Genomic DNA, 26,677 nt, shown 5'->3' on the forward strand with positions numbered 1-26,677 from the left:
TCCACGGTCCCGTCCCCCTCCGCCCTTGGGCCCGTGATTGTTGCGGTGGGATGAAATGCCACGTCACCGATGTTGGTGTCTTCCGGACGAGCAGGAGCGGCCGGACCGGCGGAGATCGCCGGGCCGGCCGGGTCGGCAGGAACGACGGAAGGCAGCCGCGTGGCAGCGCAGCAGGGGCAGCAGCAGGGAGGGCCGGGACGCGGCTGGGCGCGGCGGCTCGCCGGGTACGCGTGGCGGTATCCGAAGGACGTCGTCCTCGCGCTCGGGTCCTCCCTCGCCGGCATGGGGCTGCTCGCGCTCGTCCCGCTGATCACCAAGGTGATCATCGACGACGTGATCGGTGACCACAGCCGCTCCATGGGCCCCTGGGCGGGCGCCCTGGTCGGCGCCGCCGTCCTCGTCTACGGGCTCACCTACGTCCGCCGCTACTACGGCGGCCGGCTCGCCCTCGACGTGCAGCACGACCTGCGCACCGGGATGTACGACACGATCACCCGGCTCGACGGCCGCCGGCAGGACGAGCTGTCCACCGGGCAGGTCGTCGGCCGCGCCACCAGCGACCTCCAGCTCATCCAGGGGCTGCTCTTCATGCTCCCGATGACCATCGGGAACGTCCTGCTCTTCGTCATCTCCCTGGTGATCATGGCGTGGCTGTCCCTGCCGCTCACCCTCGTCGCGCTCGCCGTCGCCCCCGCCGTCTGGTTCATCGCCAAGCGCAGCCGCTCCCGGCTGCACCCCGCCACCTGGTACGCGCAGGCGCAGGCCGCCGCCGTCGCCGGGGTCGTGGACGGCGCCGTCAGCGGCGTCCGCGTGGTGAAGGGGTTCGGGCAGGAGGACCAGGAGACCGGCAAGCTGCGCGAGGTCGGCCGGCGGCTGTTCGCGGGCCGGCTGCGCACCATCCGCATGAACGCCCGGTACACCCCCGCCCTCCAGGCCGTGCCCGCGCTCGGTCAGGTCGCGATGCTCGCGCTCGGCGGCTGGCTGGCCGTGCGCGGACACATCACGCTCGGCACGTTCGTCGCGTTCTCCGCCTACCTCGCCCAGCTCGTCGGCCCGGTGCGGATGCTCGCCGTGGTGCTCACCGTCGGCCAGCAGGCCCGCGCCGGCGCCGAACGCGTCCTGGAACTCATCGACACCGAGCCGTCGATCCAGGAGGGCACCAAGGAACTCCCCGCCGACGCCCCCGCCACCGTCGAGTTCGACGACGTCTCCTTCGGCTACGAGGACGGCCGCCCCGTCCTGCAAGGGCTCAGCTTCGAGATCCGCCCCGGTGAGACCCTCGCCGTCGTCGGCTCCTCCGGCTCCGGCAAATCCACCGTCTCCCTCCTCCTGCCGCGTTTCTACGACGTCAGCCACGGCGCCGTCCTCGTCGGCGGCCACGACGTGCGCGAACTGACCTTCGAGTCGCTGCGCGCCGCCATCGGCCTGGTCCCCGAGGACTCGTTCCTCTTCTCCGACACCGTCCGCGCCAACATCGCCTACGGCCGCCCCGACGCCACCCAGGAGCAGATCGAGACCGCCGCCCGTGCCGCCCAGGCCGACCGGTTCATCGCGGAGCTGCCGGGCGGCTACGACACCAAGGTCGGCGAACACGGACTGACCCTCTCCGGCGGCCAGCGCCAGCGCGTCGCCCTGGCCCGCGCGATCCTCGCCGACCCCCGCCTGCTCGTCCTGGACGACGCCACCTCCGCCGTCGACGCCCGCGTCGAACACGAGATCCACGAGGCGCTCAGGGAGGTCATGCGCGGCCGTACGACGCTGCTCATCGCGCACCGCCGCTCCACCCTGGGCCTCGCCGACCGTATCGCCGTCCTCGACGGCGGCCGCCTCACCGACCTCGGCACCCACGAGGAACTCCAGGCCCGCAGCCCCCTCTACCGCAGGCTGCTCACCGACCCCGACGAACTCGGCGGCGTCTCCCCGGGCCACACCCCGCCTCCCGTGCCCCAGGACGAGGACACGTCCGTAAGGGCCGAACTGGACGCCGAGTTCGACGCCGAGCGCGGCCTCACCCCCCGGCTGTGGACCGGCGACCGCGAGCCGAAGGACACCGCGCTGTCCGGCATGCCCGCCACCCCCGAACTCCTCGCCCAGGTCGACGCCCTGCCCCCGGCCACCGACACCCCGCACGTCGACGAGGCGGCCGCCGTACGGCCCGAGGAGTCCTACGGGCTGCGCCGGCTGCTGCGCGGCTTCGGCAAGCCGCTGCTGATCAGCCTCGCGCTGGTCGCCGTCGACGCCGGGATGGGCCTGCTGCTGCCCATCCTGATCCGGCACGGCATCGACCAGGGCGTCAACAAGCTCGCCCTCGGCGCCGTCTGGGCCGCCGCCACGCTCGCGCTGCTCGCCGTCGCCGCGCAGTGGTCGGCGCAGGTCGCCGAGACCCGGATGACCGGCCGCACCGGCGAACGCGTCCTCTACGCACTCCGTCTGAAGATCTTCGCCCAGCTCCAGCGGCTCGGCCTCGACTACTACGAGCGCGAACTGACCGGCCGCATCATGACGAGGATGACGACGGACGTCGACGCCCTGTCGTCCTTCCTCCAGACCGGCCTGGTCACGGCGTTCGTCTCGGTCGTCACCTTCTTCGGCATCATGGTCGCGCTGCTCGTCCTCGACCTCCAGCTCGCCCTGGTCGTCTTCGCGACCCTGCCGCCGCTGATCATCGGCACGGTCTTCTTCCGCCGGGCCAGCGTGAAGGCGTACGAACTGGCGCGCGAGCGCATCTCGGCCGTCAACGCCGACCTCCAGGAGTCGGTGTCCGGGCTGCGGATCGTGCAGGCGTTCGGCCGCGAGCGGGACGGCCGCGAACACTTCGCCGCCGGCAGCCTCAGCTACCGCCAGGCCCGCATCCGCGGCCAGTGGCTGATCTCCGTCTACTTCCCCTTCGTACAGCTGCTGTCCTCCGTGGCCGCCGCGGCGGTACTGATCGTCGGCGCCCACCGGATCGGCGCGGGCACCCTCACCACCGGCGCGCTGGTGGCGTACCTGCTCTACATCGACCTCTTCTTCGCCCCCGTGCAGCAGCTCTCCCAGGTCTTCGACGGCTACCAGCAGGCCACGGTCTCGCTCGGCCGCATCCAGGAACTGCTCCGCGAGCCGACCTCCACGCAGAGCGCCGGGTCCCCGGCCGAGGTGGGGCGGCTGCGCGGCGAGATCGTCTTCAAGGACGTCCACTTCTCCTACGGCGACGAGGAGGAGGCCCTCGCGGGCATCTCCCTCACCATCCCCGCCGGCCAGACCGTCGCCTTCGTCGGCGAGACCGGCGCCGGCAAGTCGACGCTGGTCAAGCTGGTCGCCCGGTTCTACGACCCGACCCGGGGCCGGGTCCTGGCCGACGGCACCGACGTGCGCGAGCTGGACCTCACCTCCTACCGGCACCGGCTCGGCGTCGTCCCGCAGGAGGCGTACCTCTTCCCCGGCACGGTCCGGGACGCCATCGCCTACGGCCGCCCCGACGCCACCGACGCGGAGGTGGAGGCAGCGGCACGGGCGGTCGGCGCGCACGAGATGATCGCGACGCTGGAGGGCGGCTATCTGCACACGGTCGCGGAACGCGGCCGCAACCTGTCCGCGGGTCAGCGCCAGCTGATCGCGCTGGCGCGCGCGGAGCTGGTCGACCCCGACGTCCTCCTCCTCGACGAGGCCACCGCCGCGCTCGACCTGGCCACGGAGGCCCAGGTCAACCAGGCCACCGACCGCCTCGCCGGCCGCCGCACCACCCTGGTCGTCGCCCACCGCCTCACCACGGCGGCCCGCGCGGACCGGGTCGTGGTCATGGACCACGGCAGAGTGGTGGAAGACGGCACCCACGAGACCCTGCTGGCGGCGGAAGGCCGCTACGCCCAGCTCTGGCGCACGTTCGTGGGCGAACCGGTGGGGGCGCCCCGATAAGGCCGGTGGGGGCGCCCCCACCCGGGTGTCCCCCCCCGCGCCCCCACCCGTCCGCAACCACCCCGCCCACCCCGCGCGTCCGTACACCCGTACGAACACAACTCACCCCGCGAAAGGACCCCCCGTGGACCGCGGCGCCCTACGCCGAACCGCCGCACTCACCCTGGCCAGCACCCTCACCACCGCCGGCCTCGTCGCCCTCGCGACCCCCGCGACCGCCGCCACCCCCCTCTGCCCCGGCCACCGGGTCCGCACCCTCACCTTCCACACCGGCTCCGTGCAGATCTTCCGCAGCGGCGACTACCTCTGCGCCCTGACCTACCCGAAGAAGAAGCGCGGCAAGAAGACGATGTCGGTGAGCATCCAGGCCCGCGGCAGCCGCCCGGTCGTCGACAAGGGCCGCTTCACCTACCACGCGGGCCCGCTCTCCGTCCACGTGGGCCACCGCTGCGTATGGATCCGGGGCAGGGTGGACTCGTCCTCGGTCAGCTCGGGCTGGATTCTCTGCTGAGCCCGTCCGCACCGACCCCGTCGGCGAGCCGATTGTTGCGACCGATCTCCGCCATGTGCGTCTCCGCCCACCCCCGCAACGCGGCGAGCGGCCCCTCCAGGGACAGCCCGAGCCCCGTGAGTCGGTAGTGCACGGCCGGCGGCACGGTCGGCTCCACACGGCGCGCGACGAGTCCGTCGCGGACCAGACTCCGCAGCGTGGTGGACAGCATCTTCTGCGAGATGCCCGGGATCCGGCGCCGCAGCTCCGCGAAGCGCAGCTCGCCGGGGGCCTCCTCGGCCAGCACCTTGACCGCCATCGACGTCCACTTGGTACCGATGCGGTCGAGCAACTGCCGCGTCGGACACCGCGGATCGAGCAGATCACCCCGCTCCCCGCGCTCACGCTGCTCACCCGCCACGAACCGCTGCTCACCGCGCTCCGACGTGGTCACCCCGGACTCACCACCTGAAGGAAAAGTGCCGTCTTGGGCGGACCAGGCTAGTTCCCTACCGTGAGGTAGTCACCATTCCTCACCACGTACCGGGAGCACACCCATGCTCGAACTCCGCCGCGTCCCCGTCAACGGAGTGGAACTGAACGTCGCCCTGGCGGGATCGGGCCCGGCCGTCCTCCTCCTGCACGGCTTCCCGCACACCTGGGAGCTGTGGACGGACGTCATGGACGACCTGTCCGCCCGCCACCGCGTCATCGCCCCGGACCTCCGCGGCTTCGGCGCGAGCGCACCGGCCGCCGACGGGTACGACGCGGGCACCCTGGCCGAGGACGCCGCCGCGCTCCTCACCGCGCTCGGCGTCTCCTCGGCGGCCGTGGTCGGCATCGACGCGGGCACCCCGCCGGCCTTCCTCCTCGCGCTGCGCCGCCCCGGTCTCGTCCGGCGCCTGGTCGTCATGGAGTCCCTGCTGGGCGGACTGCCCGGCGCCGAGGACTTCCTCGCCGACGGCCCGCCGTGGTGGTTCGGCTTCCACGCCGCCGCACCCGGCCTCGCCGAGACCGTGCTGGAGGGCCACGAGGACGCCTACATCGACTGGTTCCTGCGTGCCGGCACGCTCGGCGACGGGGTGCGCCCCGCGCTCCGGGACGCCTTCGTCCGCGCGTACACCGGCCGCGAGGCGCTGAGCCGCGCGTTCTCGTACTACCGGGCCCTGCCCGAGAGCGCGGCGCAGCTCGAACAGGCGGTCGCCACCGCACGGCTGACGGTGCCGACGCTGGCGGTGGGCGCCCGGCCCGTCGGCGACGCACTGGAACGCCAGCTCCGCCCGGTCGCCGACGACCTCACCGGCCACGTCCTCGAGGACTGCGGCCACATCATCCCGCTGCACCGACCGCACACCCTGCTCACCCTGCTGCGCCCGTTCCTGGCCGGGCCACAGGACGTCACGCCCGTCGAACGACCTCTGGCGGACCCGGAGTTGCTCCGCTAGGTTCCGGCGGACATCTGGACTCCCAGGAGGATGCATGCGCAAGGCGCTCAGATGGCTGCTGGCGCTCACCGTGCTGATCGGCACGCTGGGCACGGCGGGCACGGCCACCGCCGCCCAACCGGCCGCCGGCAGCACCAGTGACCGGGCCGGGACCACCGGCCGGGCGGACAGCACCGACATCAAGGACCGGCTGCTCGCCATTCCCGGCATGAGCCTGATCGAGGAGAAGCCGTACACCGGTTACCGCTTCTTCGTCCTCAACTACACCCAGCCGGTCGACCACCGGAACCCGTCCAGGGGCACGTTCCAGCAGCGGATCACCGTGCTGCACAAGGACGTCTCCCGCCCGACGGTCTTCTACACCGGCGGCTACAACGTCTCCACCACCCCCAGCCGCCGCGAGCCGACCCAGATCGTGGACGGCAACCAGGTCTCCATGGAGTACCGCTACTTCACCCCGTCGCGGCCCGCGCCCGCGGACTGGTCCAAGCTGGACATCTGGCAGGCCGCGAGCGACCAGCACCGCATCTTCACGGCGCTGAAGCGGATCTACACCGAGCGGTGGATATCCACGGGCGGTTCGAAGGGCGGCATGACCGCCACGTACTACGAGCGGTTCTACCCGCGCGACATGGACGGCGTCGTCGCGTACGTCGCCCCCAACGACGTCGTCAACGACGAGGACTCCGCCTACGACCGCTTCTTCACCTCCGTCGGCACCGCCGACTGCCGCGCCCGGCTGGAGGGCGTGCAGCGCGAGGCACTGGTGCGCCGCACCGCCCTGGAGAAGAAGTACGCGGACTACGCCGCCGGCAACGGCTACACCTTCACCACGATCGGCAGCCTCGACCGCGCGTACGAGGCGGTCGTCCTCGACTACGTCTGGGGCTTCTGGCAGTACAGCCTGGTGTCGGACTGCGCCACGATCCCGGCCGACGCGAAGTCCGCGACCGACGACGAGATCTGGACCTCCGTCGACACGATCTCCGGCTTCTCCGCCTACACCGACCAGGGCCTGGAGCAGTACACGCCGTACTACTACCAGGCGGGCACGCAGCTCGGGGCGCCGACGATCCACTTCCCGTACATCGAGAAGGGCCTGATCCGGTACGGCTACCAGCCGCCGCGGAACTTCGTCCCGCGCTCGATCCCGATGCGGTTCGAGCGGGGCGCGATGCGGGACGTGGACGGATGGGTCCGCCACCACGCGCGGCACATGCTCTTCGTCTACGGGCAGAACGACCCGTGGGGCGCGGAGCGGTTCCGGGTCGGCGCGGGGGCGAAGGACGCGTACGTGTTCACGGCGCCGGGGATGAACCACGGCGCGAACGTCGCCGGGCTGCCGGCCGCGCAGAAGGAACTGGCGACGGCCCGCATCCTGGACTGGGCGGGGGTCGCTCCGGCGGGGGTGCGGAGCGGGGACGTGCCGGCGAAGCCGTTGGCGTCGTTCGACGCGAAGTTGGATCGACGGGGGGTGGAGCGGGGGCTGCGGCCGTAGGCCGGCACCCCCGGGTGTGACGCGGGAGGGCTCGGGGGCGCGGGGAACCGTGCGTGCGCGGCCGCGTCGCGGCTGGTCGCGCGGTTCCCCGCGCCCCTGGAGGGGCCCCGCCCCTCAGTAGCCCAAGCCGTACCCGATCGGGTACAGGACCTTCTCCGGGTCGTCCGCCCGCTGGACCGCCACCGGCAGGTGGCCCCGCGGGCGGACGTGGCCCGCCAGGACGCGGGCCGCCGCGCGGATCTCGACGTCCGTCCAGGCGTACGCGGCCAGGACGGCGTCGGCGTCCGGGAGGTGGGCGACGTCGTACGGGTTGCGGACGGCGACGGCGATCACCGGGACCCCGGTGGCGGCGAGCTGCCGTACCAGGGCCGCCTGGGCGCTGTCCGCCGTCACGTTGTACGTCGTGACGACGACCGCGTCCATGCCGTCGGCCGCCGCGACGGCCTTGGCGATCGTCGTGGCGGAGGGCGCCGTGCCCGTGGACAGCGCGGCGGCGGAGAAGCCGAGTTCGGCCAGGGCGCCGGCGAGGACGGCGGTGGGCGGACCGTCGGTGCCGGACGGCGAGGCCGGGTCCGCGCCCACCACGAGGATCCGGCGGTGGGTGCGGCGGGACAGCGGGAGCAGCCCGCGCTCGTTGACCAGCAGCGTGGTCGTCCGCTCCGCGACGCGGTCGGCGGTGCGCAGATGGGACTCCGTCCCCACCGCCCGGTCCACGCCCCGCCGGGTGACGTACGGCTCGGCGAGCAGGCCCAGCTTCGCCTTGAGCCGGAGGATGCGCAGGATCGATTCCTCAAGCCGTTCCTCGGTCAGCTCGCCCTTGTGCACGGCGTCGAGGACGGCGTGGAAGGCGACGTCGAGGGAGGGCGGGTTGAGGAGCTGATCGACCCCGGCCCTGAGCGCGAGGACGGGGACGCGGTCGTCGCCGTACTTGGTCCGTACGCCCTCCATGCCGAGGGAGTCGGTCACCACCACGCCGTCGTAGCCGAGCTCTCCGCGCAGGATGCCGGTGAGGATGGGACGGGAGAGGGTGGCAGGGTCGCCGGAGTCGTCGAGGGCCGGAACCATCAGATGGGCGGTCATGATCGCGTCGATCCCGGCCCGGATCGCCGCGCGGAACGGCACGGCGTCCAGCGCCTCCCACTCCTCGCGGCTGTGGGTGATGACGGGGAAGCCGGTGTGGCTGTCGACGGCGGTGTCGCCGTGCCCCGGGAAGTGCTTGGCGGTGGCCGCGACCCCGGCCTGCTGGTACCCCTTCACCTCGGCGGCGACCATACCGGCCACCGCGTCCGGGTCGGCGCCGAAGGACCGTACGCCGATCACCGGGTTGGCCGGGTTGACGTTCACGTCGGCGACGGGGGAGTAGTCCTGGCGGATGCCGAGCGCGTGCAGTTCGGTGCCGGAGATCCGGCCGAGCGTACGGGCGTCCGCGCGGGAGCCGCCGGCGCCGAGGGCCATGGCACCGGGGAAGAGGGTGGCGGGCTTGCCCACGCGGGCGACGATGCCGTGCTCCTGGTCGGTGGCGATGAGCACCGGCAGGCCGTTCGGCCGGGCGAGGGACGCCTTCTGGATGCCGTTGGAGAGGGCGGCGATCTGGTGCGGGTCGCGGGTGTTGTGCGCCCAGGTGAAGTAGATGACGCCGCCGACGTGGTACTTCTCCACCAGCTCGGCGGCGGTGCGGACGCCCAGTTCCTCGAGGTTGGCGTCGATGTCGGCCTGGTCGGGTGCGGTGGCCGAGTGGCCGTAGACCCGCGAGACGAAGAGCTGGCCGACCTTCTCCTCCAGGCTCATCCGGGCGATCAGGGCCCGCAGCCGGTCGTCGTGCGGAACGTCGGCGTGGGCCCGCCCACTGCCGAGCGCCCCGAGCCCGAGCGTGGCGGTCAGCCCCGCGGTGGCGGCGAGCACGGTCCGCCGCGCGGGAGCCTCGCCGGGCTCACCGCCCTCACTCTCGATGTCACGCACACGCGCCCCTTCCGACGACCCGCTGAAGGAAACTTCCGTGCAGCCACGAATAACCGGAAACTAACTTCCAGTCAAGAGAACGCACAGCGACGGAGGGCGCGCCCCGTCAGGGGCGCGGGGAACTGCGCGAGCAACCCAATCAAGCCCGCACCCGCAAACAAACAGAACCCCCCGAGCTGGAAGGCGCCGAGGGGGTCAAAGGGGCCCAGCCCCTTGAAGGGACGGGACGGGCAGGGGCGGCGGGGGCGAAGAAACCCCGCCCGCACAACCGAACGTTGACGCCAAGTTCACCGCATGCCCCTGACAACCATCCCACCCCACGAGCACAGTGAACGGCGGGGCAGGCCCCGGCCCGCCCCGCACCGCCCCGACGACAAGAAAGGGCACCGCATGACGACCCCGCCGCTCACCCGCCGCAGACTCCTCGGCTCCGCCGCCGCCACCCTGGGCGGTGCCGCCGCCCTCACCCTCCTCCCCCCGAGCGTCCAGAAGGCCGTCGCCGCCGGCCCCCCGAAGCACGGCTCCCTCCGCGACATCGAGCACGTCGTCATGCTCATGCAGGAGAACCGGTCCTTCGACCACTACTTCGGCACCCTCAACGGCGTCCGCGGCTTCCACGACCCGCACGCCCTCGAACTGGACACCGGCCGCTCCGTCTTCTTCCAGCCCGACGCCCAGAACCCGCGCGGCTATCTGCTCCCGTTCCACCTCGACACCCACTCCTCCAGCGCCCAGGCCATCCCCTCCACCAGCCACGCCTGGTCCGTGCAGCACGACGCCTGGAACGGCGGCGAGATGGACCGGTGGCTCCCGGCCCACCGCAAGGCCGACGGCGTCAACGGCCCGTACGTCATGGGCTACTACACCCGCGAGGACATCCCCTTCCAGTTCGCCCTCGCCGAGGCGTTCACCGTCTGCGACAACTACTTCTGCTCGGTCTTCGGCCCGACCTGGCCCAACCGCCTGTACTGGATGACCGGCACCATCGACCCCGGCGGCACGCGGGGCGGCCCGATCCTCACCAACAAGGCGCCGACGCCGTACCGCTGGACGACATACGCCGAGCGGCTCCAGGCGGCCGGGGTGAGTTGGAAGGTGTACCAGGAGGACGACGACTACGGCTGCAACATGCTGGAGCAGTTCGCCACGTTCCGGAACGCCGCACCCGGCTCCGACCTCTACGAGCGCGGCATGCGGCCGCAGCCCGCGGGCACCTTCGAGGACGACGCCCGGGGCGACCGCCTGCCGGCCGTCTCCTGGATCATCCCGACCAGCTACCAGTCCGAGCACCCGGACTATCTGCCCGCCGCCGGTGCCGACTTCGTCGCCTCCAAGATCGAGGCGATCGCGTCCAACCCGAAGGTGTGGCGCAAGACCGCGTTCATCCTCAACTACGACGAGAACGACGGCCTGTTCGACCATGTGCCGCCGCCCGTCCCGCCCGAGGGCACGCAGGACGAGTTCGTGCAGGGGCTGCCCATCGGCGGCGGCTTCCGGGTGCCCGCGATCGTCGTCTCGCCGTGGACGGTGGGCGGCTGGGTCTCCTCCGAGGCGTTCGACCACACCTCCGCGCTCCAGTTCCTGGAGCGGTTCACCGGGGTGGAGGAGCCGAACATCAGCGACTGGCGCCGGGACACCTTCGGCGACCTCACCTCCGCGTTCCGCTTCCACTCCGCCCACCGGCACGTGCCCCGGCTGCCCGACGACACCGCCGAGCAACTGGAGAAGGCGAAGGAGGAGGTGGCGACCCTGCCGGAGCCGACGCTTCCGGGCGCCGACCAGTCCTACCCGCCCCAGGAGCCGGGCCGCCGCCCGCACGTGTGAGCGACACCGGGGCCGTACGATTCCGGTCGTACGGCCCCGGTGCCGCGGCGGGCGGCCGTGGCTCGGAACGCGTGCGCCACGAACCGCGCCGCCGGGCGGTCCCGGTTCACAGCACGTGTGCCACGAACCGCGCCGCCGTCTCGGCGAGGACCTCGCGGCCGTCCCGCGCCCACAGGTCCTCGTTGAACAGCTCGACCTCGATCGGCCCGGTGTACCCGGTCGCCTCCACGTACCCCTTCCATTCCCGCATGTCGACCACCCCGTCGCCGAGCTGCCCGCGCCCGTTGAGGACGCCCTCGGGCAGCGGCACGGTCCAGTCGGCGAGCTGGAAGGTGTGGATGCGGCCCGCCGCGCCCGCACGGGCGATCCCCGCCGGGGCCGTGTCGTCCCACCACAGGTGGTACGTGTCCACGGTGACGCCCACCCGGTCCGCCGGGAAGCGTTCCGCCAGGTCCAGGGCCTGCGCCAGCGTGGACACCACGCACCGGTCGGAGGCGAACATCGGGTGCAGCGGCTCGATCGCGAGCCGTACGCCCCGCTCGGCGGCGTACGGGGCCAGCTCGCCGAGCGCGTCGGCGATCCGCTCCCGCGCCCCGCGCAGATCCTTCGAACCGGCGGGGAGGCCGCCGGACACCAGCACCAGCGTGTCGGTGCCCAGCGCGGTGGCCTCGTCGACCGCGCGCCGGTTGTCCTCCAGCGCGGCCGTCCGCGCGGCCGGTTCGACCGCGGTGAGGAAGCCGCCCCGGCACAGCGTCGTCACCGACAGCCCGGCCCCCCGCACCAGCTCGGCCGCTGCTTCGACGCCGTAGGCCTGCACCGGCTCCCGCCACAGGCCGACCCCCGGCACGCCCAACTCGACACAGGCGTCGACGAGTTCCGGCAGCGAGAGCTGCTTGACGGTCATCTGGTTGATGCTGAGACGCGTCAGGCGCGTGGGATCGGTGGGCGTGGGGTCGGTGGGCGTGGAGTCGGGCGTGGGAACGGTCGTGGGATCGGAATCCGTCACTGGTTCACTCCGTACAGCGCGAGCAGGGTCCGCATCCGCTCCTCCGCGAGCGTCGGGTCCGGGAACAGGCCCAGGCCGTCGGCCAGTTCGTAGGCGCGGGCGAGATGCGGCAGGGAACGGGCCGACTGGAGGCCGCCGACCATCGCGAAGTGGCTCTGGTGCCCGGCCAGCCAGGCCAGGAACACCACGCCCGTCTTGTAGAAGCGGGTGGGCGCCCGGAACAGGTGGCGGGAGAGGGCGACGGTCGGGTCCAGCAGGGCGCGGAAACCCGCCGCGTCCCCCGTGTCCAGCACCCGTACCGCCTCCGCCGCCAGCGGGCCCAGCGGGTCGAAGACGCCGAGCAGGGCGTGGCTGAAGCCCTGCGCGTCGCCCGCGATCAGCTCCGGGTAGTGGAAGTCGTCGCCGGTGTAGCAGCGCACCCCGTCCGGGAGGCGCCGGCGCAGGTCGACCTCGCGCCGGGCGTCGAGGAGCGAGACCTTGACGCCGTCGACCTTGTCCGGGTGGGCGGCGACGACCTCCAGGAAGGTGCCGGTGGCCGCGTCCAGGCCGGCGGAGCCCCAGTAGCCCTCCAGGGCCGGGTCGAACATGGGGCCGAGCCAGTGCAGGATCACGGGTTCGGCGGCCTGGCGCAGCAGATGGCCGTAGACCTCCAGGTAGTCCTCGGGTCCCTTCGCGGTGGCGGCGAGCGCGCGCGAGGCCATCAGGATCGCCTGCGCGCCCGACTCCTCGACGAGCGCGAGCTGCTCCTCGTACGCCGCCCGGATCGCGGGCAGGGAACCGGCGGCGGTGAGCTGGTCGGTGCCGACCCCGCAGGCGATGCGGCCGCCCACCGCCCGTGCCTCGGCGGCGCTGCGGCGGATCAGCTCGGCGGCGCCGGCCCAGTCCAGGCCCATGCCGCGCTGCGCGGTGTCCATCGCCTCGGCGACCCCGAGGCCGTGCGCCCACAGATGGCGGCGGAAGGCGAGGGTGGCGTCCCAGTCGACGGCGGCGGGGGAGTCGGGGGTCACGTCGGCGTACGGGTCGGCGACGACGTGCGCCGCCGAGAAGACCGTACGGGAGGTGAAGGGCGGGCCGGCGGTGACGGCGAGCGGCTCGCGGCGGGGCTCGTAGGTGCGCGACGTGCCGTCGGCGGCGGGGAGTCGGATGCTCACAGGGCGATCTCCGGGACCTCGATGCGGCGGCCCTCGGCGGAGGACTTGAGCCCCAGTTCGGCGAGCTGGACGCCACGTGCGCCGGCCAGCAGGTCCCAGTGGTAGGGCGCGTCGGCATAGACGTGCTTGAGGAACAGCTCCCACTGGGCCTTGAAGCCGTTGTCGAACTCGCCGTTGTCCGGGACCTCCTGCCACTGGTCGCGGAAGACCTCGGTGGCCGGGAGGTCCGGGTTCCACACCGGCTTGGGGGTCGCGGAGCGGTGCTGCGCACGGCAGTCGCGCAGGCCCGCGACGGCCGAGCCCTCCGTACCGTCGACCTGGAACTCCACCAGCTCGTCGCGGTGGACGCGGACCGCCCAGGAGGAGTTGATCTGCGCGATCGCGCCGCCGTCCAGCTCGAAGATCCCGTACGCGGCGTCGTCGGCGGTGGCGTCGTAGGGCTTGCCGTCCTCGTCCCAGCGCCGCGGGACGTGCGTGGCGGTCAGCGCCTGGACGGAGGTCACGCGGCCGAACAGTTCGTGCAGCACGTACTCCCAGTGCGGGAACATGTCGACGACGATGCCGCCGCCGTCCTGCGCGCGGTAGTTCCACGAGGGGCGCTGGGCCTCCTGCCAGTCGCCCTCGAACACCCAGTAGCCGAACTCGCCGCGCACGGACAGGATCCGGCCGAAGAAGCCGCCGTCGATCAGCCGCTTCAGCTTCCGCAGCCCGGGCAGGAACAGCTTGTCCTGCACGACGCCGTGCCTGATGCCGGCCGCGTGCGCGAGGCGGGCCAGCTCCAGGGCGCCGGCCAGGCCGGTGGCGGTGGGCTTCTCGGTGTAGAGGTGTTTACCGGCGGCGATCGCCTTCTTCAGCGCCTCCTCGCGGGCGGAGGTGACCTGGGCGTCGAAGTAGATGTCGACCGAGTCGTCGGCGAGGACCGCGTCGAGGTCGGTCGAGTAGTGCTCCAGGCCGTGCCGCTCGGCCAGCGCGCGCAGCGCGTGCTCCCGGCGCCCGACGAGCACGGGCTCCGGCCACAGCACGGTGCCGTCGCCGAGATCGAGGCCGCCCTGCTCGCGCAGCGCCAGCAGGGAGCGGACGAGGTGCTGTCGGTGGCCCATGCGTCCGGTGACGCCGTTCATGGCGATCCGCACCGTCTTGCGTGTCACGTCATTCCCTCCGTACGCGTCCGGCGCCGCGTACGCCCACAGGTGAGCGTGACAGCAAGCGCTTTCTATCACGGGAGACGCTAGCCTCGGAGCGGCGGATCGGACAAGACCGCGAGGGCGCTCGGGCGGAACCGGGCAGGCGGACCCCATCACGGCGGAAGCGGACCGGATCGGACCGGACGGATCGGATTGGAACGGCCCAGATCGGACCGGACCGGACCGGACCACGGGAGACGATCCGGCGACGACGACGGCGGCGACGACGGCACCTCGGCACGACGGCACGACCGCAATGACGACGACGGCGAAGAACAGACGCGCGACCGGAGGACGACGACGATGACGGTAACCCTGGCGGACGTGGCGGCGCGCGCGCAGGTCTCGCCCGCGACCGTGTCGCGTGTGCTGAACGGCAACTACCCGGTGGCCGCCTCCACCCGGGAGCGCGTGCTGCGGGCGGTGGACGAGCTCGACTACGTCCTCAACGGCCCCGCCAGTTCCCTCGCGGCGGCCACCTCCGACCTGGTCGGCATCCTGGTCAACGACATCGCCGACCCCTTCTTCGGCATCATGGCCGGCGCCGTCCAGTCGGAGATCGGCGGCCCCGGCGGCCGGGCCGGCGGCGAACGGCTCGCGGTGGTCTGCAACACCGGCGGCTCCCCGGAGCGCGAGCTGACGTACCTCACGCTGCTCCAGCGGCAGCGGGCGGCGGCGGTGGTGCTCACCGGCGGGGCGGTGGAGACGGCCCGCCACTGGGAAGCGGTTTCCGCGAAGCTGCGGAAGCTGGCGGCGGCCGGCACCAGAGTGGTGCTGTGCGGCAGACCCCCGGTACCGGAGGCGATCGCGCTCACCTTCGACAACCGGGGCGGCGGACGCCGGCTCACCGAACACCTGATCGGCCTCGGCCACCGGCGCATCGGGTACATCGCGGGCCCCGAGGAGCGCACCACCACCCGGCACCGTCTGGAGGGCCACCGCGAGGCGCTCGCCGCCGCCGGGCTCGCGGACGACCCCCGGCTGACCGTGCACGGCCGCTACGACCGGCGGTCCGGCTACGAGGCCACGCTCGAACTGCTGCGCAGGGAGCCGGGGCTGACCGCGGTCGTCGCCGCCAACGACACGGTCGCCCTCGGCGCGTGCGCCGCGCTGCGCGACTCGGGGCTGCGCATCCCGGACGACGTGTCCGTCGCCGGCTTCGACGACCTGCCGTTCTCCATCGACGCGGTCCCGGCCCTGACGACGGTACGGCTGCCGCTGGCCGAGGCGGGCGCCCGCGCGGGCCGCGTCGCGATGGGCAGGGAGGAACCGCCGCCGGGGGACATCGCGGTGGTGCGCGGGGAACTGATGGTGCGGGGGTCGACGGCGGCGCCGAAGAGCTGATCCGGCACCCGTCCCGGGACCCCGTCCGACACCCCGCTCGGCCCCCGTCCCGGCACCCCGTCCGGCACCCGTCCCGGCACCCCGTCCGGCACCCCGCTCGGCCCCGTCCCGGCACCCCGCTCGGCACCCCCTCCGGCCCCCGGCCCCGCCCCGCCGGAAAAATCTTGTGCGCCCGTGCAACCGTCGGCCCCCATGGACGGTCGTACTTGGCATCAGGACCACTGGGGGGAGGATCTGGGGGGATCCGCGGGGGTTCTGACATGGGGAGGCGCGAGGGGCCCGGTCGGTGACCGGGCCCCTCTGAGCGTGTCCCGAAGCGGGTACGACAGGGCCTAGAAGAACACCCCGCACCGCAGCAGCACGTTCGCGTACGGGCGGGCCTCGCCGGTGCGCACCACGAGGCGGGCGTCCGCCGACAGCTCCTTCAGGCGTTCGTGCGGGACCAGTTCGAGCCCGCCGAAACGGTCCCGCAGTACGTCCGCCGCCGCCGGGTTGGCCGCGCGGACCTCCACCGCCGCGACCGCGCCCTCGACCACCAGTTCCTCCAGCAGCCCGTCGAGCACCTCGGTGAACGCCGGGACGCCCGCCCGGAAGGCCAGGTCCACCACGCGGGGGCCGGGCGGGATCGGCATGCCGACGTCGCACACCAGTACGCCGTCCCCGTGGCCCAGTTCGGCCAGGGCTCCGGCGAGATGGCGGTTGAGTATCCCGGTCCGCTTCACAGCGCCGCGACCTCCTCCGCCGTCGGGAACGACGCCTGTGCGCCCGCCCGCGTCACCGCCGCCGCGCCCACCCGGGCCGCGTACGCCGCCGCTTCCGCCAGGGAGGCGCCCGCCCCCAGCCGCCAGGCCAGCGCGGCGGTGAACGCGTCGCCCGCGCCCGTCGTGTCGACCGCGTCGACCCGCACCGACGGCACCCGCACCGGGGCGCCCGTGCCGTCGGCGACCACCGCGCCCGCCGCGCCGAGCGTCACCACGACCGAGCGCGGCCCCCGCGCCAGCAGTGCCGCCGCCCACTCCTCGGGCGTGCCGCCCAGCGCGTCGCCCGCGACGACCCGCGCCTCGTGCTCGTTGACGATCAGCGGGTCGCACGCCGCGAGCACCTCCCGGGGCAGCGCCTGCGGCGGCGAGGGGTTCAGCACGAAGCGGGTGCCGTCCGGCAGGTTCCGTACGACCTCCACGACCGTCTCCAGCGGGATCTCCAGCTGCGTCGAGACGGCCCGCGAGGCGTGCAGCAGACTGCCGGCGGCGCGGACGTCGGCCGGGGTCAGCCGGGCGTTGGCGCCGGGGGAGACCACGATGCTGTTGTCCCCGGAGGGGTCCACCGTGATCAGCGCGACCCCGGTGGGCGCCCCGCCGACCAGTACGCCCACCGTGTCCACCCCGGACGCCCGCTGCGAGTCCAGCAGCAGCCGCCCGTGCCCGTCGTCGCCGACCCGCGCCAGCAGGGCCGTACGGGCGCCGAGCCGGGCGGCGGCGACGGCCTGGTTGGCGCCCTTGCCGCCCGGGTGGACGGCGAGGTCCGAGCCGAGGACGGTCTCCCCGGCGGCGGGCCGCCGCTCGACCCCGATCACCAGATCGGCGTTGGCCGACCCCACGACCAGCAGGTCGTAGTCGTACATGAATCGTCTCCCTGTAGGGGGCTCTGCCGGAGGCCTGCCACTTCGGCGTCGGCCGGCCGGCCTGGCGGGCTCGGCTCGCGTCAGCCGGTGAAACCGGCGACGTTCTCCTTGGTGACCACCTTCACCGGCACCTTCACCGTCGCGTCGACCTTCTTGCCGTCGATCGCCCGCAGCGCGTTGTCCACCGCGATCTTCCCGAGCTGGGACGGCTGCTGCGCCACGGACGCGTACAGCGTGCCGTCCTTCACCGCCTTCAGCCCGTCCGGCGTGCCGTCGAAGCCCACCACGGCCACCGACTTGCCCGCCTTCGAGCCCAGCGCCTTGATCGCGCCGAGCGCCATCTCGTCGTTGGCCGCGATCACGCCCTGCACGTCCGGGTGGGCCTGGAGCAGGTTGGACATCACGTCGAGCCCCTTGGTGCGGTCGAAGTCCGCGGGCTGCTCGGCGAGGACCTTGATGCCGGGGTAGGCCTTGAGGCCCTGGGCGAAGCCCTCGGCGCGCTCCCGGGCGGCGGAGGTGCCCGCCTGGCCCTGGAGGATCACGATCTTGCCGGTTCCGCCGAGCTTCTCGGCGACCGTCTTCGCGGCGAGCCTGCCACCGGCGACGTTGTCCGAGGCGACGAGCGTCTTCGTCTTCGCCTTGTTGACGCCGCGGTCGACGGCGACGACGGGGATGTCGGCCTTGTCGGCGGCGCGCACGGACGGTCCCGCCGCATCCGAGTCGACCGGATTGACGATGATCGCCCCGTAACTCGAACTGGTGAAGTTCTGGAGCTGGTTGGCCTGCTGGGAGGCGTCGTTCTGGGCGTCCGTGACGGTCAGGTCCACGCCCCGCTTCTTCGCCTCCGCCTGCGCGCCCGACCGGATCTGCACGAAGAACGGGTTGTTCAGGGTGGACAGCGACAGTCCCATCTTCGGGTTGGCGGAGGAGGAACCGCCGTGCAGGAAGGAGGTCGCGCCCACGACCGCCACCGTGACCACGGCTGCGAGGACGTACGTCGCCGCCTGCTTCCCCTTCCCGCCCGGCGCCCCGGCGCCCGCGGCCGGCGTGCTCGCCCCCGCCTTGCGCCGGGCGGTGTCCAGCAGCACGGCAAGGGCGATGACGACACCGATGACGACCTGCTGCCAGAACGCGGACACCGACAGCAGATTGAGGCCGTTGCGCAGCACCGCCAGGATCAGCGCGCCGATCAGCGTGCCCGACGCCTTGCCGGTGCCGCCCGCCAGCGAGGCGCCGCCGATGACGACCGCGGCGATCGCGTCCAGCTCGTACCCGTCGGCGGCCTGCGGCTGCGCCGAGGAGAGCCGGGCGGCCAGCACGATGCCCGCGGCGGCGGCGAACAGCCCGGAGAGCGCGTAGATCGCGAGCTTCTGCTTCTTCACCCGCAGCCCGGACAGCCGGGCCGCCTCCTCGTTGCCGCCGATCGCGTACATGGAGCGGCCGATGTACGTACGGCCCAGGATCAGCGCGGCGACGAGGCCGAGCACCACCATGACCAGCACCGGCACCGGCAGCCAGCCGCCCAGGGTGTCGCCGAGGTGCGAGACGGAGGCGGGGAAGGCGATCGGGGAGCCGCCGGAGACGACCAGCGACAGACCGCGGCCCACCGACAGCATCGCGAGCGTCGCGATGAACGGCGGCAGCTTCCCGTAGGCGATGAGGAAACCGTTCACCAGCCCGGCCGCCACACCGGTCGCCACCGCCAGGACGACGGCGAGCACCACCGGCACCCCGTGGGAGGTCGCGGACCAGGCGAGCACGGTCGCCGAAAGCGCGGCCACCGAGCCGACCGACAGGTCGATGCCCGCCGAGACGATGACGAAGGTGACGCCGAAGGCGAGGATCGCGGTCACGGCGGCCTGGACGCCGACGTTGAGCAGGTTGTCCGTGGTCAGGAAGTCGCCGGACAGCGCCGACATGGCGATGACCAGGACGATCAGCGCCGTCAGGGCGCCGTTGTCGAGGAGCAGCCGGCGCAGGCCGGCCGTGGTGCCGCCGCTGCGCGCGCCCGGCTCGCTCAGATGCGTGTCAGTGGCCACGGGAGGCCTCCGTTCCGTCCGTTCCATTGGTGTGCGTGCTGACGGCGAGGGCCATCACGGCGTCCTGGGTTGCCTGTTCGGCGGTGAGTTCACCGGCGACGCGCCCCTGCGCCATCACCACCACCCGGTCGCTCATGCCGAGCACCTCCGGCAGATCGCTGGAGATCATCAGCACGGCGGCACCGGCGGCCGTCAGTTCGTTGATGAGCTGGTAGATCTCGACCTTGGCGCCGACGTCGATACCGCGCGTCGGCTCGTCGAGGATCAGTACCTTGGTGTCCGCCAGCAGCCACTTGCCGATGACGACCTTCTGCTGGTTGCCGCCGGACAGCGTGCGCACCTGCTGGCCGAGCCCGGCCATCCGCACGCCGAGCTGACCGGCGACCTTCTCGGCGGCGGCCCGCTGCCCCTTGCGGTCGACCAGCCCGGCGTGGGTCGCCGCCCGCATGGTGACCAGGCCGAGGTTCTCCTCCACCGAGGCGTCCAGCACGAGGCCCTGGCCCTTGCGGTCCTCGGGCACGAGCCCGATCCCGGCCGCCATGGCGGCGTTCACGTCGTGGCGGCGCAGCGGCGCGCCCGCGACGCGCACGGCACCGGCGTCGTACGGATCGGCCCCGAACACCGCCCGGACCACCTCGGTCCGCCCGGCCCCGACGAGCCCCGCGATGCCGACGACCTCACCGGCCCGCACCTCGAAGCCCACGTCGTGGAAGACACCGTCGCGGGTCAGCCCTTCCACCGTGAGCAACGCCTCGCCGGTGTCAGTGCGTTCACGCGGGTACTGCTGTTCGATCGACCGTCCGACCATCAGCCGGACCAGCTCGTCCTCGGGCGTGCTCGCGGGCACCTGGCCGACGCTCCGGCCGTCCCGGATGACGGTGACCCGGTCGCCGAGGGCGGCGATCTCCTCCAGGTGGTGCGTGATGAACACGATCCCGACGCCGTCCTCGCGCAGCCGCCGCACGATGGCGAACAGCCTCTCGACCTCCCCGGAGGTCAGCACGGCGGTCGGCTCGTCCATGACGAGGACGCGCGCGTCCAGGCTGAGCGCCTTGGCGATCTCCACCATCTGGAGCCGGGCGATGCCGAGTTCGCGCACCCGGGCGCCGGGCGGGACGTCCACCCCGACCCGCTTCAGCAGCACCTCGGCGTCCGCGTCCATCCGTTTGCGGTCGATCATCCCGAACCGGCGCGGCTGCCGCCCCAGGAAGATGTTCTCGGCGACCGTCAGATCGGGGACGAGGTTGAACTCCTGGTAGATGGTGGCGATCCCGAGCCGCTCGGAGTCCTGCGCACCCTGGATGCGCACCTCCTCGCCGCCGACCACGATCCGCCCGGCGTCGGGCGTGTAGGCACCGGAGAGCATCTTGATCAGCGTGCTCTTGCCGGCGCCGTTCTCGCCGAGGAGCACGTGCACCTCGCCCCGGCGCAGGTCGAAGTCGACGCTGTCGAGCGCGACCACGCCGGGGAAGGTCTTGCGGATGCCCTCGATGCGCAGCAACTCGTCCGGACTGCGGCTGCTCACGGCGTACTCCTTCGTACGGGGGACGGGGACGGGTGCGAGGCGGGGGAAGGCGCGGGCTCACCGCACGAGCGGCGTACGACGAGCCGGGCCGGAAGCGTGACGGACTTACCGGCCTGCCCCGCGATCCGCTCGACCAGGGCGCGTACGGCGGCCCGTCCGAGGGCCCGGGTGGGCTGGGCGAGCGCGGTGACCGGCGGATCGGTGTGCACGAACCAGGGGATGTCGTCGAACGCGGCGAGCCCGATGTCCTCCGGGACCCGCAGCCCGCGGGCGCGTACGGCGTCCAGCGCGCCGAGCGCCATCAGGTTGTCGGCGGCGAAGACGACCTCGGGCGGCTCGGGCAGGTCGAGGAAGCCCTCGGTGACCCGGCGTCCGCTGCCGGCCTGGAAGTCGCCCTGGCCGATGTAGGCGTCGGGCAGGGGGAGCCCGTACGCGGCCAGCGCCTCGCGGAAGGCGTCGACGCGCTCGCGTCCGGTGGTCGTGGCGGCGGGCCCGGCGATGATCGCGAGCCTGCGGTGCCCGAGCCCGTGCAGATGGGCGACGAGGTCCCGCACCGCGCCCCGCCCGTCCGACCGGACGACGGGCACGTCCACGCCGGGGATCCACCGGTCGACGAAGACCATCGGCGTCCCGGCCCGCGCGGCCTCCAGCATGCGCGGGGAGCCGCCGTCGGTCGGGGAGACGAGCAGCCCGTCGATCCGCCGGTCGAGCAGCGTGGTGACGTGGTGGTCCTGGAGGTCGGGCCGCTCGTCGGCGTTGCCGATGATCACGCTGTAGCCGAGCGCCCGGGCCTCCTCCTCGACGGAGCGGGCCAGCTCGGTGAAGTACGGGTTCATCACGTCGCTGATGACCAGGCCCAGGGTGCGCGTCTGGTCGGTGCGCAGCGACCGGGCCACGGCGTTGGGCCGGTAGCCGAGCGTGTCGACGGCGGCCAGCACGCGGGCGCGGGCGGCGGGGCTGACCGACGGGTGGCCGTTGAGCGCGCGCGAGACCGTCGCGACGGACACGCCCGCCTCGGCGGCAACGTCCTTGATGCTCGCCATCGCCGTTCCACCTCCTCGTGGAATCGATTACATGGAGGATTGGAATCGATTACACGGGCGGTTGGCAAGGGGGTGCGGGGTGGCCGAGACGCAATCGTGACCGGACGCCGGTGCGCTGTCACACCCCGCCGGTACCGTCGGATCATGCCCAACCAGTCCGCAGGCGCTCCCGGCGAACGGCGGCTCGCCGTGCTCGAAGGCGTGCTGGAGCGCGTCACGTACGCCAACGAGGAGAACGGCTACACGGTCGCCCGGGTCGACACCGGCAGAGGCGCCGGTGACCTGCTCACGGTGGTCGGCGCGCTGCTCGGCGCGCAGGTGGGGGAGTCGCTGCGGATGGAGGGCCGCTGGGGCTCGCACCCGCAGTACGGCAAGCAGTTCCTCGTCGAGAACTACACGACGGTCCTGCCCGCCACCGTCCAGGGCATCCGGCGCTACCTCGGCTCAGGGCTGGTCAAGGGCATCGGACCCGTCTTCGCCGACCGCATCACCCAGCACTTCGGCGTGGACACCCTCACCATCATCGAGGAGGAGCCCAAGCGGCTCATCGAGGTTCCCGGGCTCGGCCCCAAGCGGACGAAGAAGATCGCCGACGCCTGGGAGGAGCAGAAGGCGATCAAGGAGGTCATGCTCTTCCTCCAGACCGTCGAGGTCTCGACGTCGATCGCGGTCCGCATCTACAAGAAGTACGGCGACGCCTCGATCTCCGTGGTGAAGAACCAGCCCTACCGGCTCGCCGCCGACGTCTGGGGCATCGGCTTCCTCACCGCCGACAAGATCGCCCAGTCCGTCGGCATCCCGCACGACAGCCCGGAACGGGTGAAGGCCGGCCTGCAATACGCGCTCTCCCAGGCCACCGACCAGGGGCACTGCTACCTCCCCGAGGAGAAGCTGATCGCCGACGCGGTCAAGCTGCTCCAGGTGGACACCGGGCTCGTCATCGAGTGCCTGGCCGCGCTCGCCGCCGAACCGGAGAACCCGGAGGACGACCCCGGCGTCGTCCGGGAGAAGGTCCCCGACCCGGAGGGCGGCGACCCCGTCACCGCCGTCTACCTGGTGCCGTTCCACCGCGCCGAACTCTCCCTGGCGGGCCAGACGCTGCGGCTGCTGCGCGCCGACGAGGACCGGATGCCCGCCTTCGCGGACGTCGCCTGGGACAAGGCGCTCGGCTGGCTGAAGGAGCGCACGGGGGTCGAACTCGCGCCCGAACAAGAGGCCGCCGTCAAGCTGGCATTGACGCAGAAGGTCGCCGTGCTGACCGGCGGGCCCGGCTGCGGCAAGTCGTTCACCGTCCGCTCGATCGTGGAGCTGGCGCGGGCCAAGAAGGCGAAGGTGGTGCTCGCCGCGCCCACCGGGCGGGCCGCCAAGCGGCTCGCGGAACTGACCGGCGCCGAGGCGTCCACCGTGCACCGGCTGCTCGAACTCAAGCCCGGCGGCGACGCGGCCTACGACCGGGAGCGGCCGCTCGACGCCGACCTGGTCGTCGTCGACGAGGCCTCCATGCTGGACCTGCTGCTCGCCAACAAACTGGTCAAGGCCGTGCCGCCGGGCGCGCACCTGCTCTTCGTCGGGGACGTCGACCAGTTGCCGAGCGTGGGCGCCGGGGAGGTGCTCCGGGACCTGCTGGCGCCCGGGAGTCCCGTGCCCGCCGTGCGGCTCACCCGGGTCTTCCGGCAGGCCCAGCAGTCCGGCGTGGTGACCAACGCGCACCGGATCAACGCCGGGCAGCACCCCGTCACCGAGGGCATGAAGGACTTCTTCCTCTTCGTCGAGGACGACACCGAGGAGGCCGGGCGGCTCACGGTCGACGTCGCCGCCCGCCGCATCCCGGCGAAGTTCGGGCTCGACTCCCGGCGGGACGTGCAGGTGCTCGCGCCCATGCACCGGGGCCCGGCCGGCGCGGGCGCGCTCAACGCACTGCTCCAGCAGGCCGTCACCCCCGGCCGCCCCGACGTGCCCGAGAAGCGGTTCGGCGGGCGGGTCTTCCGCGTCGGCGACAAGGTCACCCAGATCCGCAACAACTACGACAAGGGCGAGAACGGCGTCTTCAACGGCACCGTCGGCGTCGTCACCTCCCTCGACCCGGTCGAACAGCGGCTGACGGTACTGACCGACGAGGACGAGGAGGTGTCGTACGACTTCGACGAACTGGACGAACTGGCGCACGCCTACGCCGTCACCATCCACCGCTCCCAGGGCAGCGAGTACCCGGCGGTCGTGATCCCGGTGACCACCGGGGCCTGGATGATGCTCCAGCGCAACCTGCTCTACACGGCGGTCACCCGGGCCAAGCGGCTGGTCGTCCTCGTCGGCTCCCGCAAGGCGATCGGCCAGGCGGTGCGCACGGTCTCGGCGGGCCGCCGCTGCACGGCGCTGGACTTCCGGCTCGCGGGATCCCGCCTTCCGGACAGAAATGATCGATCAAATGAGTCGCGAAGGTCACAGAGCACTTCCGGAACCGGGGTGAAGGCGGCAGGATGAGCAGGTTGGCGGCACTCAGTGCCGCCAATGAGCCCAACGGCCGACCCCGAGTGCACGCTTCTGCGCCGAATGGGGGATGGTAGAGACAGTCAGGGCACCTCGAAGATGAGGCACTACGTCGGGTGAGGGAAGACGTGAGCGACAACTCTGTAGTACTGCGGTTCGGCGACGGCGAATACACTTACCCGGTGGTCGACAGCACCGTCGGCGACAAGGGCTTCGACATCGGCAAGCTCCGCGCCCAGACGGGTCTGGTGACCCTGGACAGCGGCTACGGCAACACCGCCGCCTACAAATCCGCCGTCACCTATCTCGACGGCGAGCAGGGCATCCTCCGCTACCGCGGCTACCCGATCGAGCAGCTGGCCGAGCGGTCGACCTTCCTGGAGGTCGCCTACCTGCTCATCAACGGTGAGCTGCCGACCGTCGACCAGCTCTCCTCGTTCAAGACCGAGATCACCCAGCACACGCTGCTGCACGAGGACGTCAAGAACTTCTACAAGGGCTTCCCGCGCGACGCCCACCCGATGGCCATGCTGTCCTCGGTGGTCTCCGCGCTGTCCACGTTCTACCAGGACAGCCACAACCCGTTCGACGAGCAGCAGCGCGACCTCTCCACGATCCGGCTGCTCGCCAAGCTGCCGACGATCGCGGCGTACGCGTACAAGAAGTCGATCGGTCACCCGTTCGTCTACCCGCGCAACGACCTCGGCTACGTCGAGAACTTCCTGCGCATGACCTTCTCCGTGCCGGCCCAGGAGTACGACCTCGACCCGGTCGTCGTCTCCGCGCTGGACAAGCTGCTCATCCTGCACGCGGACCACGAGCAGAACTGCTCGACGTCCACCGTGCGCCTGGTCGGCTCCTCGCAGGCGAACATGTTCGCCTCGATCTCCGCCGGCATCTCCGCGCTGTGGGGCCCCCTGCACGGCGGCGCCAACCAGTCCGTCCTGGAGATGCTCACGGGCATCCAGGCCTCCGGCGGCGACGTCGACACCTTCATCCGCAAGGTGAAGAACAAGGAGGACGGCGTCCGCCTGATGGGCTTCGGCCACCGGGTCTACAAGAACTTCGACCCGCGCGCCAAGATCATCAAGGCCGCCGCGCACGACGTGCTCTCCGCCCTCGGCAAGTCCGACGAGCTGCTCGACATCGCGCTCAAGCTGGAGGAGCACGCGCTCTCCGACGACTACTTCACCGAGCGCAAGCTCTACCCGAACGTCGACTTCTACACCGGCCTGATCTACCGCGCCATGGGCTTCCCGACCGAGATGTTCACGGTCCTCTTCGCCCTCGGCCGCCTCCCCGGCTGGATCGCCCAGTGGACCGAGATGATCAAGGAGCCGGGCTCCCGCATCGGCCGCCCGCGCCAGATCTACACGGGCGTGGTGGAGCGGGACTTCATCCCGGTGGAGGAGCGCTGACTCCGTAAGGGGCGCGGGGAACTGCGCACAACGGAGCGAAGCTCCGTAGGGGGGGGGCCGGGTCCGGGGGCGCAACCCCCGGGGACGATGGGGGTCCCCCTTGCTCGAACGAAGTTGAGAGCTTGAGGGAGGGTAGGGGCGGAGGGGGCGAAAAAACACCCCAGCCGCCACCTACCCCCCCGCACACGGCAGGTACGCGCACCCGCGCAGGCACGCGCACCCGCACACAAACGGCAGAAGGCGCCCTGGTACACCGGTCCCCCCACGGGCCGGCGACCAGGGCGCCTTCCCGTGTCCCGGTTCGGATTCCCCCCACGGGATCCGGCCGGGCGCCTAAGGACAGCGCCTGAATCGCTGTACGCACGGCCGGGCGAACCCCGCCGTGCCAAGGTGCCGCGGCTGACGCCGCGACGGTACTGCTGCCTGCCGGGACGCGCACGCGCGGGAGGGCCGCTCAAAGCTCCCCGGTGTACGTGCCCCGGCAACGCTTCCTCCGGCTCTCGACCGGCCACGGGCCTGCCTCGAGCAGAAGGCACCTCTCTCCGGGAACGTCCCCCAAGACATCCCCAGATGTCAGTCGCGCCCCCCAAGACGCTTCTGACATCGCCAACTTAGACCCACGAACCCCTTCGATGGTTACATTCACATCACTGTGATCTGCGTCTCTTGCATATGTCCCGAAGGTGCGCAAGTGCCTCGATATGGCGATCGAGACCCCAGCGTAAGGAAGATGCGCGAGCCTTGTGAAG

The 26,677-nt window shown here is 72.3% G+C and carries 18 protein-coding genes; 8 read left to right on the forward strand and 10 right to left on the reverse strand.

Translation table 11 applies throughout. The features are described from left to right. Window positions 1–159: 159 nt before the first annotated feature. Window positions 160–3,894, forward strand: a complete 3,735-nt coding sequence (locus IO29_RS09585; protein WP_030379869.1) for an ABC transporter ATP-binding protein — start codon at window positions 160–162, stop codon at window positions 3,892–3,894. 124 nt (window positions 3,895–4,018) lie between these two features. Next, a complete protein-coding gene (locus tag IO29_RS09590; RefSeq protein ID WP_030379870.1) occupies window positions 4,019–4,405 on the forward strand; it encodes a hypothetical protein in 387 nt (128 codons plus the stop codon). Here the strand turns inward: IO29_RS09590 and IO29_RS09595 are convergent. After that, window positions 4,380–4,838 carry a winged helix-turn-helix transcriptional regulator gene (locus tag IO29_RS09595; RefSeq protein ID WP_420705357.1) on the reverse strand — a complete coding sequence of 153 codons (459 nt, stop codon included), beginning with the start codon at window positions 4,836–4,838 and terminating at the stop codon, window positions 4,380–4,382. The genes IO29_RS09590 and IO29_RS09595 overlap by 26 nt on opposite strands. Window positions 4,839–4,941: 103 nt before the next feature. On the opposite strand from IO29_RS09595, the gene IO29_RS09600 reads away from it, so the two are divergent. Together IO29_RS09600 and IO29_RS09605 are read left to right on the forward strand one after the other, a co-directional pair. Next, the gene (locus tag IO29_RS09600; protein ID WP_051707464.1) at window positions 4,942–5,829 is read left to right on the forward strand and encodes an alpha/beta fold hydrolase; all 888 of its coding nucleotides are present in this window, start codon (window positions 4,942–4,944) and stop codon (window positions 5,827–5,829) included. Window positions 5,830–5,863: 34 nt separating this feature from the next. Then, complete coding sequence (locus IO29_RS09605) at window positions 5,864–7,327, forward strand: S28 family serine protease (protein ID WP_030379873.1); 1,464 nt, start codon at window positions 5,864–5,866, stop codon at window positions 7,325–7,327. Between the two features lie 114 nt (window positions 7,328–7,441). On the opposite strand, the gene IO29_RS09610 is transcribed toward IO29_RS09605, so the two are convergent. After that, the gene (locus IO29_RS09610) at window positions 7,442–9,286 is read right to left on the reverse strand and encodes a glycoside hydrolase family 3 protein (protein WP_051707465.1); all 1,845 of its coding nucleotides are present in this window, start codon (window positions 9,284–9,286) and stop codon (window positions 7,442–7,444) included. A 390-nt stretch (window positions 9,287–9,676) separates the two neighbouring features. On the opposite strand from IO29_RS09610, the gene IO29_RS09615 reads away from it, so the two are divergent. After that, a complete protein-coding gene (locus IO29_RS09615) occupies window positions 9,677–11,110 on the forward strand; it encodes an alkaline phosphatase family protein (RefSeq protein ID WP_030379875.1) in 1,434 nt (477 codons plus the stop codon). Between the two features lie 106 nt (window positions 11,111–11,216). On the opposite strand, the gene IO29_RS09620 is transcribed toward IO29_RS09615, so the two are convergent. The 3 genes from IO29_RS09620 to IO29_RS09630 all read right to left on the reverse strand — a co-directional run bounded on the left by IO29_RS09620 (window position 11,217) and on the right by IO29_RS09630 (window position 14,415). Beyond that, window positions 11,217–12,014, reverse strand: a complete 798-nt coding sequence (locus IO29_RS09620; protein ID WP_030379876.1) for a sugar phosphate isomerase/epimerase family protein — start codon at window positions 12,012–12,014, stop codon at window positions 11,217–11,219. Window positions 12,015–12,112: 98 nt separating this feature from the next. Beyond that, complete coding sequence (locus IO29_RS09625; protein ID WP_030379877.1) at window positions 12,113–13,267, reverse strand: dihydrodipicolinate synthase family protein; 1,155 nt, start codon at window positions 13,265–13,267, stop codon at window positions 12,113–12,115. Continuing rightward, window positions 13,264–14,415, reverse strand: coding sequence for a Gfo/Idh/MocA family protein (locus IO29_RS09630; RefSeq protein ID WP_030379878.1), 1,152 nt, complete (start codon window positions 14,413–14,415; stop codon window positions 13,264–13,266). The genes IO29_RS09625 and IO29_RS09630 overlap by 4 nt, the downstream gene beginning before the upstream one ends. A 339-nt stretch (window positions 14,416–14,754) precedes the next feature. Between IO29_RS09630 and IO29_RS09635 the strand changes: the two genes are divergently transcribed. After that, window positions 14,755–15,795: a LacI family DNA-binding transcriptional regulator gene (locus IO29_RS09635; protein ID WP_030379879.1), complete on the forward strand. Its 1,041-nt coding sequence runs from the start codon at window positions 14,755–14,757 to the stop codon at window positions 15,793–15,795. A 332-nt stretch (window positions 15,796–16,127) separates the two neighbouring features. Here the strand turns inward: IO29_RS09635 and rbsD are convergent, their stop codons facing one another. The 5 genes from rbsD to IO29_RS09660 all read right to left on the reverse strand — a co-directional run bounded on the left by rbsD (window position 16,128) and on the right by IO29_RS09660 (window position 22,023). Further along, a complete protein-coding gene (rbsD, locus tag IO29_RS09640) occupies window positions 16,128–16,517 on the reverse strand; it encodes a D-ribose pyranase (RefSeq protein WP_030379880.1) in 390 nt (129 codons plus the stop codon). Further along, complete coding sequence (locus IO29_RS09645) at window positions 16,514–17,416, reverse strand: ribokinase (RefSeq protein WP_030379881.1); 903 nt, start codon at window positions 17,414–17,416, stop codon at window positions 16,514–16,516. Before IO29_RS09645 ends, rbsD begins: the two co-directional genes overlap by 4 nt. 80 nt (window positions 17,417–17,496) lie before the next feature. Next, window positions 17,497–19,455, reverse strand: a complete 1,959-nt coding sequence (locus tag IO29_RS09650) for an ABC transporter permease/substrate-binding protein (RefSeq protein ID WP_030379882.1) — start codon at window positions 19,453–19,455, stop codon at window positions 17,497–17,499. Beyond that, window positions 19,445–20,980: a sugar ABC transporter ATP-binding protein gene (locus tag IO29_RS09655; protein WP_030379883.1), complete on the reverse strand. Its 1,536-nt coding sequence runs from the start codon at window positions 20,978–20,980 to the stop codon at window positions 19,445–19,447. The genes IO29_RS09650 and IO29_RS09655 overlap by 11 nt, the downstream gene beginning before the upstream one ends. Then, entirely contained in the window at window positions 20,977–22,023 is a 1,047-nt protein-coding gene (locus IO29_RS09660) for a LacI family DNA-binding transcriptional regulator (protein ID WP_030379884.1), read from the reverse strand. The genes IO29_RS09655 and IO29_RS09660 overlap by 4 nt, the downstream gene beginning before the upstream one ends. Window positions 22,024–22,167: 144 nt before the next feature. On the opposite strand from IO29_RS09660, the gene IO29_RS09665 reads away from it, so the two are divergent. Next, window positions 22,168–24,504: an SF1B family DNA helicase RecD2 gene (locus IO29_RS09665; RefSeq protein WP_051707466.1), complete on the forward strand. Its 2,337-nt coding sequence runs from the start codon at window positions 22,168–22,170 to the stop codon at window positions 24,502–24,504. Window positions 24,505–24,638: 134 nt separating this feature from the next. After that, a complete protein-coding gene (locus IO29_RS09670) occupies window positions 24,639–25,928 on the forward strand; it encodes a citrate synthase (protein ID WP_030379886.1) in 1,290 nt (429 codons plus the stop codon). The last annotated feature ends 749 nt before the right edge of the window (window positions 25,929–26,677 follow it).

The sequence above is a fragment of the Streptomyces sp. NRRL F-6676 genome (assembly GCF_000725625.1).
Taxonomy (GTDB): domain Bacteria; phylum Actinomycetota; class Actinomycetes; order Streptomycetales; family Streptomycetaceae; genus Streptomyces.